General features: G+C 62.2%; 11 protein-coding genes. 7 read left to right on the forward strand and 4 right to left on the reverse strand.

Features of this window, described 5'->3' with window-relative positions; translation table 11 throughout:
- Positions 1–148: DUF1674 domain-containing protein (locus RTX98_RS17610; RefSeq protein ID WP_312798116.1), on the forward strand; the 148-nt coding region annotated here is incomplete at its 5' end.
- Between the two features lie 109 nt (positions 149–257).
- Complete coding sequence (locus tag RTX98_RS17615; RefSeq protein ID WP_189504726.1) at positions 258–1,121, forward strand: transglutaminase-like domain-containing protein; 864 nt, start codon at positions 258–260, stop codon at positions 1,119–1,121.
- A 310-nt stretch (positions 1,122–1,431) separates the two neighbouring features.
- Here RTX98_RS17615 and typA read toward each other — a convergent pair whose 3' ends face one another.
- Positions 1,432–3,252, reverse strand: coding sequence for a translational GTPase TypA (gene typA / locus RTX98_RS17620; RefSeq protein WP_312798108.1), 1,821 nt, complete (start codon positions 3,250–3,252; stop codon positions 1,432–1,434).
- A gap of 91 nt (positions 3,253–3,343) precedes the next feature.
- Here typA and RTX98_RS17625 point away from each other — a divergent pair, with 91 nt between their 5' ends.
- Positions 3,344–3,658: a hypothetical protein gene (locus RTX98_RS17625; protein ID WP_312798109.1), complete on the forward strand. Its 315-nt coding sequence runs from the start codon at positions 3,344–3,346 to the stop codon at positions 3,656–3,658.
- Positions 3,659–3,661: 3 nt separating this feature from the next.
- Here RTX98_RS17625 and RTX98_RS17630 read toward each other — a convergent pair whose 3' ends face one another.
- Positions 3,662–4,621 carry a small ribosomal subunit Rsm22 family protein gene (locus tag RTX98_RS17630; RefSeq protein WP_312798110.1) on the reverse strand — a complete coding sequence of 320 codons (960 nt, stop codon included), beginning with the start codon at positions 4,619–4,621 and terminating at the stop codon, positions 3,662–3,664.
- 3 nt (positions 4,622–4,624) lie between these two features.
- The gene (locus RTX98_RS17635; RefSeq protein ID WP_312798111.1) at positions 4,625–6,667 is read right to left on the reverse strand and encodes a M3 family metallopeptidase; all 2,043 of its coding nucleotides are present in this window, start codon (positions 6,665–6,667) and stop codon (positions 4,625–4,627) included.
- Between the two features lie 147 nt (positions 6,668–6,814).
- On the opposite strand from RTX98_RS17635, the gene RTX98_RS17640 reads away from it, so the two are divergent.
- Both RTX98_RS17640 and RTX98_RS17645 read left to right on the forward strand, forming a co-directional pair.
- Complete coding sequence (locus RTX98_RS17640; RefSeq protein WP_312798112.1) at positions 6,815–7,282, forward strand: MarR family winged helix-turn-helix transcriptional regulator; 468 nt, start codon at positions 6,815–6,817, stop codon at positions 7,280–7,282.
- Entirely contained in the window at positions 7,279–8,544 is a 1,266-nt protein-coding gene (locus RTX98_RS17645; RefSeq protein WP_312798113.1) for a multidrug effflux MFS transporter, read from the forward strand. The genes RTX98_RS17640 and RTX98_RS17645 overlap by 4 nt, the downstream gene beginning before the upstream one ends.
- A 9-nt stretch (positions 8,545–8,553) precedes the next feature.
- On the opposite strand, the gene RTX98_RS17650 is transcribed toward RTX98_RS17645, so the two are convergent.
- Entirely contained in the window at positions 8,554–8,802 is a 249-nt protein-coding gene (locus RTX98_RS17650; protein ID WP_312798114.1) for a hypothetical protein, read from the reverse strand.
- Positions 8,803–8,939: 137 nt separating this feature from the next.
- On the opposite strand from RTX98_RS17650, the gene RTX98_RS17655 reads away from it, so the two are divergent.
- Positions 8,940–9,578: a LemA family protein gene (locus tag RTX98_RS17655; protein ID WP_312798115.1), complete on the forward strand. Its 639-nt coding sequence runs from the start codon at positions 8,940–8,942 to the stop codon at positions 9,576–9,578.
- Positions 9,579–9,591: 13 nt separating this feature from the next.
- Positions 9,592–10,421: TPM domain-containing protein (locus RTX98_RS17660; protein WP_416223162.1), on the forward strand; the 830-nt coding region annotated here is incomplete at its 3' end.

Here is a 10,421-nt window from a genome sequence, read left to right on the forward strand (position 1 = left end):
CGAGCGCGCACTGGCCGAAGCGCAGGCGCGGCGCGCCGAGTATGAGCAGGCGGAAGCCGCCATGCCCAAGGAGCGGGGTGGCCGGGGCGGCCATGATCCCGTGCGCTATGGCGATTGGGAAAAGAAGGGCATCGCCGTCGACTTCTGACAGCGCACCGTTTGGCCGGAGCATACCCACCGAAAGTCCAAGACGGCGCGGGGGAACAAAGCCCGGTTGAACGGCTTTGTTTCATATTGTCCGGAAATTGGAGCGCATCATGTTGATCCGTATCGGTTACGAACTAGGCGTCCAGTGCCCCGCTCCGACGCCGATCCTCGCCGCGCTTGAAATTCGTCCCGAGCGGCGCGTCGATCTTGTCCGCGAGCAGCGCCCGCAGCTGACGCCGGACATCCCCTCGACCGTTTACCTCGATCAGTTCGGCAACCGGTGCCTTCGCTTCACGGCGCCGGCTGGCGATACCAGCATCATGTATGATGCGGTGATTGCCGATAGCGGTGAGTTCGAGCAAGCCCACCCGGAACTGCGTGAAGTGCCGATCGCCGAACTGCCCGATGAAGCTTTGGTGTTCATGTTAGGCAGCCGTTATTGCGACACCGACCTGATGATGGACACGGCTTGGAACCTCTTCGGCAACACACAGCCGGGTTGGCAGCGTGTTCAGGCCATCTGCGATTACGTGCATAACCGCATCTCGTTCGGTTATTCTTATGCCCGCTCCACCCGCACGGCGGGCCAGGGCCATGAAGAACGCGTAGGCGTGTGTCGCGATTTCGCGCATCTCGCGATCACGCTTTGCCGCTGCATGAACATCCCGGCGCGTTATGTGAACGGCTTCCTCGGCGACATCGGCATTCCCCGCGATCCGGCACCGATGGATTTCTCCGCTTGGATGGAGGTCTATCTGGAAGGCGGCTGGTACACCTTCGATGCCCGCCACAACCGCCCGCGCGCAGGCCGCGTCGTCGTCGCCTACGGTCGCGATGCCACGGATGTGCCGCTGATCCACACTTTCGGCCCCCATATCCTGACCACATTCAAGGTCTGGGCTGACGAGTTGGCTCCGGAAGAAGCCCGCCGTATCCTGGCCGAGAGCGACATGCGCGAGCGCGAAGCAGCGTAAGCCCTTGCCCACTTCCCCCAACCGAAAAAAGCCGCTTTGCGTGAGCAAAGCGGCTTTCCGTGTATTCGTCCGTGGCGCGGTCTTGTTCCCCGGGCGCTACCAAGCGCTCGTCCGCGCATCACATCCTAGCGGGAAGGCTGCTCCCCACAGAGACGATCCATCGAGACCACGCAACGAGAAACGAAATCACTCGACATTCGATCACCTCCTTCCAATTTGTTGAACACAACGGGAATGTGGGACCGATCGGCCAAGAGCGCAAGAGAAAACCGGCTAACCTAGGGTCAGCCGGTTTGGGTCGCTTCAGAAATCAGGCCGTCTTTGACGACTTTTCGAAACGCTTGCGCTCGTTCGGGTCGAGGTAGAGCTTGCGCAGGCGGATCGACTTCGGCGTCACTTCCACCAGCTCGTCGTCCTGGATCCAGGACAAAGCGCGCTCCAGCGTCATACGGATCGGCGGGGTCAGCTTCACGGCTTCATCCTTGCCGGCGGCGCGGATGTTGGTGAGCTTCTTGCCCTTCAGCACGTTCACTTCGAGATCGTTGTCGCGGGAGTGAATGCCGATCAGCATGCCCTGATAGACCTTCACGCCGGCATCGATGATCATCGGGCCGCGATCTTCCAGGTTCCACATCGCGAAGGCAACGGACTCGCCCTGGTCGTTGGAAATCAGAACGCCGTTGTTGCGTCCGGCGATCTCGCCCTTGAAGGGCTGATAAGCGTGGAACAAGCGGTTCATGATCGCCGTGCCGCGCGTATCGGTGAGAAGCTCCGACTGATAGCCAATCAGACCACGGGTCGGGGCGTAGAACACCATGCGGACGCGGTTGCCACCGGACGGACGCAGCTCGACCATCTCGGCCTTGCGCTCCGACATCTTCTGCACGACCGTGCCCGAATATTCTTCATCGACGTCGATGACGACTTCTTCAACCGGCTCCAGCTTCTCGCCGTCTTCACCGTCCTGCATCACGACGCGCGGACGAGAGATCGAGAGCTCGAAACCTTCGCGGCGCATGTTCTCGATCAGAACGGCAAGCTGCAACTCGCCGCGGCCGGACACGAAGAAGGAATCCTTCTCGCTCGACTCTTCGATCTTAAGCGCGACGTTACCCTCGGCTTCCTTCAACAGCCGGTCGCGAATCACGCGGCTCGTCACCTTGTCGCCTTCGGTGCCAGCATAGGGGCTGTCATTGACGATAAAGGACATGGTCACCGTCGGCGGATCGATCGGCTGGGCTTCCAGCGGCTGGCTCACCGACGGATCGCAGAACGTATCAGCGACGGTTCCCTTCTGCAGACCGGCAATCGCGATGATGTCGCCGGCCTGTGCTTCCTCGATAGGCTGACGCTCGATGCCACGGAAAGCGAGGATCTTAGAGATGCGGCCGTTTTCCAGCACGGTTCCATCCTGAGCCAGAACCTTGACGGCCTGGTTCGACTTGACGGAACCCGAATGAATGCGGCCGGTGATGATGCGGCCAAGGAAAGGATCCGCTTCCAGGATCGTACCGATCATGCGGAACGGACCTTCACCGACCGTCGGTGCCGGCACGTGGCTCAGTACCAGGTCGAACAAGGGTGCGAGACCCTGGTCCTGCGGGCCTTCCGGCTTCAAGGCCATCCAGCCGTTACGGCCCGAACCATAAAGGATCGGAAAGTCGAGCTGTTCGTCGGTGGCGTCGAGATTGGCGAACAGGTCGAACACCTCGTTCACCACTTCCTCGTGACGGCCATCCGGACGGTCGATCTTGTTGATGGCGACGATCGGCTTCAAGCCGACCTTGAGCGCCTTGCCGACCACGAACTTGGTCTGCGGCATCGGGCCCTCAGCGGCGTCGACGAGCACGATCGCGCCGTCCACCATCGACAGGATACGCTCGACTTCACCGCCGAAATCGGCGTGGCCCGGCGTATCGACGATGTTGATGCGCGTGTCCTTCCAGACAACCGAGGTCGCCTTTGCAAGGATCGTGATGCCGCGCTCTTTTTCGATGTCGTTGGAGTCCATCATGCGCTCGGCAACGCGCTGGTTCTCGCGGAAAGAGCCGGACTGCTTCAGGAGCTCATCGACAAGCGTGGTTTTGCCATGGTCGACGTGCGCGATGATCGCGATATTACGAAGGTTCATACAGGGGCTCTCGGGAGTTGGCGCGCGCGTAAAGCGCCCGAAAAACGGATAAGCGCTCGGATTTGCCGCGCTCTTACAGGATTTTTCGCAGATGCGAAAGGGGGCGCGGGAACTTGGCCGCGCATGGCTCGTTCATCCGGCCATGAAACACCTTCTTCTTAGCGCCTCGATCCTTGCCGCCGCAGCTGTTCCAGCCGCTTCCATCGCCTATGCCGGCGCAGCGTCCCCGACGCTTTCGCCTTCAAGCGCACCGAGTGCGGGAAGCGAGCCGATCCGCATCGTGCGCGTGACGACGTCGACGGCCAAGGATTCTTCCTGCGAAACGGCGACCTGGCCAAACATCCCGGCATCCTGCCTGCAGCGCGAAGGCGTGTCTGCACAGTCCACCGCTTCGATCGAGAACTAAAGGCTAGAGCGCGTCGCCCCATTCCGCCCGGCGCGCGCGCTTGTAGGTCTCGCCTTCGCGCCGTGTGATCAGGCGCTCTCGCGCCGCGCCATCCGCACAACAGAGTTTCAGCCCGACCTTGCCCGAACTTTCCCTTGGCGGAAGCAGGATGCGGGCTTGCCGGTGATCCGCCGCTGATCGGCTTGCTGCAAGATAGATGTATTTCTCGTCTTCCCACGGCACCGCACCGCGCTTCGTCATGCGGTGCATGGTTGAGCGCGCGACCCGACGCGAAAAATGGCACCAGTCCGGTTCAACCAGCGGACAGGGTGCATGATGCGGACAGGGCGCGATGATCGCAGCGCCCGCTTCGATCAAACGATCCCGAACCGCCACAATGCGCTTCCACCCGGCCGGCGTGCCCGGCTCCACGACCACAAGCATGCCCGTTGTACGCGCCCAGGCCTGATCGATCAGCGCGAGCTGAACGGCAGGTGTGAGTTCATCGAGCACATAAGCCAGCGTGACGAGATCGGCGTGTGTTTCCGGCAAAGCGTCCCGCGCAATGTCGAAAGCGCGCCACTGCGCCGACACGCTGCTCGCTTCGCTGAAGCGAGAGCCGAGCGCCCGGATCGAAGGGCTGGCATCCAGCAGAAGCGCCTCCTTTAGGCTCGGCCAGCAATCAGCTGAAGCCCACATGGCTGTGCCTGGCCCCGAGCCGATATCCATCAAGATCGCAGGCTGAAAGTCCGGCACTAGCTCCGCCGTGTACTCCAATGCCGCCCGTACTGCCGCATAGGTCGCCGGCAGACGCGCTGTCACATAAGCAAGCGCGGCCACCTCGTCACCAAGATGCAGCTGCCCATCCAGCACCTCGCCGCGATAGCGCTGCGTCAGGCGCTCGGAAGCGCGTTGCAGATCAGCCAGCGGAACGCCCGCCAAGGCAGCATCCACCGCCTTGCGCAGGCGAGCCGGGAGTTCCATGGCTCAGGCGATGCCGCGCTTGGCCATCATCGCATCGGCGGACGGCATACGTCCGCGAAACGCGGTGTAGAGCGTTTCGGGCTCCTGGGTGCCGCCAGCAGAATAGATGAATTCGCGCAGCTTGGCAGCCGTTTCCGGATCGAACGGATCGCCCGTTTCCTCGAAGGCCGCAAAGGCGTCGGCATCCAGCACTTCCGACCACATGTAGGAGTAGTAACCGGCCGAATAGCCGTCGCCGGCAAACACATGCTGGAAGTGCGGCGTGCGGTGGCGCATGGCGATCGCTTCCGGCATGTCCAGCGCCTCCAGCGTGTCGGCCTCGAAAGCCAGCGGATCTTCCGGCGCCTTGGACAACTGGTGATAAGCCATGTCGATCAGCGCGGACGAGGTGAACTCTACTGTCGCGAAACCGGCATTGAAGGTCTTCGCCGCTTCCATCTTCTCGATCAGCGCCTGCGGCATCGGCTCGCCGGTTTGCCTATGTCGCGCATGCTTTTCCAGGACCTGAGGCACGGTCAGCCAGTGCTCATAGAGCTGCGACGGCAGTTCCACGAAGTCGCGGCTGACAGCCGTTCCGGCAACAGAAGGCCAGGTCACATCGGTCAACAGCCCATGCAGCGCATGGCCGAACTCATGGAACAGCGTGCGCGCTTCATCCAATGAAAGGAGTGCTGCTTCACCCTCGGGCGGGCGTGCAAAATTCATGACATTGTAGATGATCGGCTTGGAGCCGCCGTCCATTTTATAGCCGCTCTGCAACGCGCTCATCCAGGCGCCGGAGCGCTTGGTCGGGCGATTGAAATAGTCCGCCAGGAACGTGCCGCGCTGCGTGCCATCCCCGTCCAGCACGGCAAAGGTGCGCACATCCGGGTGCCAGGCCGTGACACCCTTTTGCTCGCGAAAACCGATGCCGAACAGCTTTGTCGCGACGTCGAAACAGGCGGCGATGACGTTTTCCAGCTGCAGATACGGCTTCAGCTCCGCTTCGTCGAAGGCAAAACGCTGCGCCCGCAGCTTTTCGGCGTAATGGCGCCAGTCCCAGGCAGCGATAGGATGATTATGCCCCTCGCCGGAAGCAATAGCTTCCAGGCCTTCCTGATCGACAGCCGCCTTTTCCAAAGCCTTCTGCCACACCGGCTCAAGTAAGGCCTGAACGGCCGCCGGCGTTTTCGCCATGGTTTCTTCGAGCTTCAGCGCGGCATAGCTTTCGTAGCCCAGCAACCGCGCCTTTTCCGCGCGCAATTCCAGCGTCCGGCGAACCACTTCGCTATTATCCGTCGCGCCACCATTCTGGCCCCGCATGGTGAAGGCGCGAAACGCCTTTTCTCTGAGGTCACGGCGTTCGGAGAAGGTGGTGAAAGGCTCGTAGATCGAGCGCGAAAGCGTGACGGCGTAGCGTCCGGCTTCACCGCGCGAGCTAGCTGCCTCAGCCATCGCGGCCTTCAGGAAGTCCGGCAGACCGTCGAGATCGCCGGCATCCAGGAACATCACCCAGCTCGATTCGTCGGCCAGCACGTTTTGGCCGAAGCTCGCGCCGAGGCTGGCCAGTTCCTCGTTGATCTTGGCTAAGGCAGCCTTGTCTTCGTCCCCCAGCTTGGCGCCGGAACGGACATAACGGCGCCACGTTTTTTCCAGCACGCGACGCGTTTCAGGGTCGAGATCGAGCTCGTCACGCCGGTTAAACAGGTCGTCAATGCGGGAAAAAAGGCGCGGATTCATCGAAATAGCGGAAAAATGGCGCGCCATACGGGGAGATATCGCACGCTCAACGCCCTGAATCCGCTCATTTGTATGCGCGCCGGCCAGCATCCAGAACACAGCCGAGGCCCGATCCAGCGCATCGCCGCTCAGTTCCAAAGCCTGCAACGTATTCGCGATCGTCGGCGTCTCGCTGTTGCCAGCGATCGCCTCGATCTCGGCTTCGTGGGCACGGAGTGCCGCTTCGAACACCGGCTCGAAATCCTGATCCTGAACGCTGCCGAAAGCCGGCAGATCGAAGGGACCGGTCCAGCGAGTGAGCGGGTGGGTGCCGAGATCGATGGTCATGAGGTGAACCTGTGCTTGGAAACCGCGCAGTGCCGTAAAGGCGCCGTGACTTCGATGTAAGCGGGCTGGCACGAGGCTGCAACCGCTTGACGAGTGACGCCGCAGATAATAAGCAGGCCTTATTATCCTTCAGCTTACGAAATCATTATGGCCCGCACCCTCGATCCCGACTCGTTCGGGTTCCTCGTCACCGATCTCGCCCGCCTCCTGCGCAACGAAGCCGACCAGCGTTTCAAAGACGCTGGATGCGACATGACCCATGGCGAGGGTCGCGTGTTGGCCCATGCGGCCCGCGCTGGAACCGTACGCCAGAACGTGCTGGCCGAGCGCATGGGCATCGAAGCCATGACGCTGTCCGGCCTGCTCGATCGTCTGGAAACCCGCGAACTGGTCAAGCGTACCCCCGATCCCGCCGACCGACGCGCCAAGCTGATCTCCGTCACCGAAGAGGCCGATGCGCTGCTGGACAAGGTCCAGCAAGTGTCAGCCGGTATCCGCACAGACCTCGCGGGCGAGTTTCCCGATGCAGACTGGCAGCAATTCACGATCATGCTCAAGGCCGTGAGGGACCGGCTTCTGACCATGCGGGCGGATGGGCAGGCAAACGCCGCATGAACGTCCAGCCGCATTTCGCCACGACCGCGCAACCCCTCATGAGCGAGCGCCGGGTGGCGCTGATCGGCGCGATCCTGGTTGCCATTGGCCCGACGTCCATGGCGCTGTTTACGCCGGCTATGCCCGAAATCGTGCAGGCGTTCGGCACCACCGAACAGATGGTGAAGCTCACGCTGACGCTTTATTTCGCGGGCTTCGCTTTCGCCCAACTGATCTGCGGCCCGCTGTCGGATGGCTGGGGCCGCCGTCCCGTCACCATCGCCTTCATGGGCATTTATTGCGTAGCCAGCGCGGCGGCCTTGTTTGCGCCCAGCATCGAAGTGCTGATCGTCTCGCGCTTCGTGCAAGGGGTAGGTGCGGCGGTCGGCATAGCAATCTCACGCGCGGTGGTACGCGATCTGTTCACACGCGACCAGTCCGCCCGCATCATGAACCTGATCGGTCTGATCCTCGGCATTGCGCCCGCCGCCGCACCGACGCTCGGCGGGTTGACCATGGAAGTCTTCGGCTGGCACGCGATCTTCATCCTGATGTTTGCCGCCGGCGCAGGCATTGCAATCACCGTTTACACCTCGCTGCGCGAGACCGTGGTGCGTGATCTCTCTCGCGTGCAGCCGAAAGCGCTGGTCCGCTCCTATGCGACGTTGCTGAAAAGCCGCTACTTCCTGTATTCGGCCATTGTGGTCGGCGGCACCACCGGCGCGATCTATGCGCAGGCGACGGCCCTCCCCTTCATCCTGATGACCCGCGTCGGCCTGACGCCGAGCCAGTTCGGGGTCGGCATGCTGATGCAGTCCGGCTTCTACTTCATCGGCAACATCGTCGTGCGCCGGTTGATGCGCCGCATGCATGCCGTAGCCCTTGTTCCGGTCGGCCTGTGCTTTACGGCAATCGGCATCACCACCTTGTTTTATCTCCTCACCTTTACCGAACCGACCTTTCTGAAGGTGATGGGCCCGATCGCTTTTGCAGCCTTTGGTTTGGCCTTCATCATGCCAGCCATGACCACGGCCTCGCTCGCGCCCTTCCCCCATATTGCGGGTGCAGCCTCCGCGCTGGCAGGGTTCTTCCAGATGGGCTCCGGCATGATCGGCGGCTTGTTGATCGCCGCCTTCCCCGATCCGGTCATGGGTCTCGCCGTCGTGGTGCCGGTAATGGGTGTCATCAGCATCATCTGCTGGTTCCTGTGGCGCCGTTTGCCCGAACCAGCGCTCGCCAGCGTTAAGACGAATGCCGTGACGCCCGACGGCCCGCAGTCGTAAGGCGTCGGGTCAGCCGCGCAGGAGATACAGGACGAGGTAAAGGATTGCCCCAAGCAACAGGATGACGCTGATCGCGCGTCCGATCCGCATGCCCCACACTTCCACCCAGTCATCTTTATCCGCATCGGCTGCACCGAAATGATCGCGCCCACGCGCTGCCGTGCGGCTGACGACCTTCATGGCCGCACCGTCGCTTTCGGCGCTCATCCGCTCGAGGATGCGCCGCGCTTCGCGTGCTTGTTCGTCGTCCCTCGACATCGCCATTTCACCCTTTGCGCTACGCCCATCGTCAGCATAGCGATGCGCGCACAGGAACCAAGCTTGTCGCGCACCTCTTGTCTCACGGCCACGATGGAGCATGTAAGAAGCGCTGAAACCGTTTCGCGAGGCTTTTGATGATCCGCGCTCTGCCCCTGCCGCGCCCGACTTTCTCGGTGCCGGCGCTGCTGCTTGCTTTGCTCATGCCGCTGCTCGCTGGCTGCGGCATCAACACGATCCCCACCGAGGAAGAGCAGGCAAAAGCTGCCTGGAGCGAAGTGCAGAACCAGTATCAGCGCCGCGCCGACCTCATCCCCAACCTCGTGGAAACCGTGAAGGGCTACGCCCAGCAGGAGCGCGAAGTGCTGGAAGGCGTGATCAATGCCCGTGCCCGCGCAACACAGGTCCAGGTTTCGCCCGAGATGCTGCAAGACCCCGCTGCGATCAAGGCGTTCCAGGACAGCCAGGCCAATCTCAGCGGCGCATTGTCTCGTTTGTTGGCCGTGGTCGAGAACTATCCCGACCTGAAGTCGAACCAGAACTTCCTGGCTTTGCAGGCGCAGCTTGAAGGCACGGAAAATCGCATCGCCGTCGCCCGTCGCGATTACATCGAAGCCGCACGCGTTTATAACACCACGCTGCGGACCTTCCCGAACATCATCTGGGCGAAGATCTGGTACACGGACGCCAAGCCGTTCCAGGCCTTTACGACCACGGAAGAAAACCAGACGCCGCCAAGCGTCAACTTCGGAACGGGCGCCAAGCCGGCCAACTGACGCTTGAGCCGATATGATCGCCTTGCGCACCTTCGTCATTCGACTGTTCGCCGCGTTTATGCTCGCGGCAACGGCCAGCGGTGTTGCGCAAGGAGCCGAGCTTCCGGCGCTGACCGGGCGCGTGGTGGATCAGGCGGGCGTCATCGATCCCGCGATCGAAGCTGAGATCACGCAGACGCTGGCCAACTTCGAAGCCCGCTCCACCGATCAGATCGTGGTTGCCACCGTCGCCAGCCTCGACGGAGAAGCGATCGAACCCTATGCCAATCGCCTGTTCCGCGCCTGGAACCTGGGTCAGGCAGGTGAGAACAACGGCGTGCTGCTTCTGGTAGCGCCCAACGACCGCAAGATCCGCATTGAGGTCGGTTACGGTCTGGAAGGCACGCTGACCGACCTGCACTCCAAGCTGATCATCGAAAATGTTCTGGTTCCGGCTTTCCGCGCCGGCGATTTCGGCCTCGGGATCCAGGCCGCAACAAACGACATCGTTGGTGTGCTGAGCGGCAACGCCGCTGAGCTCGAAGCGCGCTACAAGCGCAACGCGCCGGATACGAGCGGCGATGATGCCGGGATAGGCATCGACCCGCTTCTTCTCATCTGGGGCGCAATCATCTTCTTCTCGTTTGTTCTGCCCTTTTTGGCGCGGCAGTTCGGCCGCAAGATCGGACCTGGCCGCTACAAATGGCTCGACATGACCTTCGGGTCTTCTGGCTCCGGTCGCAATGGCGGCGGTGGTTTCGGAGGCGGGTTCGGTGGTGGCTTTGGCGGTGGCGGCGGCTGGTCCGGCGGATCATCGGGGGGCGGTGGTTTTTCCGGCGGTGGCGGCTCGTCGGGCGGCGGCGG

The organism is Tianweitania sp. (assembly GCF_032053605.1).
GTDB lineage: Bacteria > Pseudomonadota > Alphaproteobacteria > Rhizobiales > Rhizobiaceae > Tianweitania.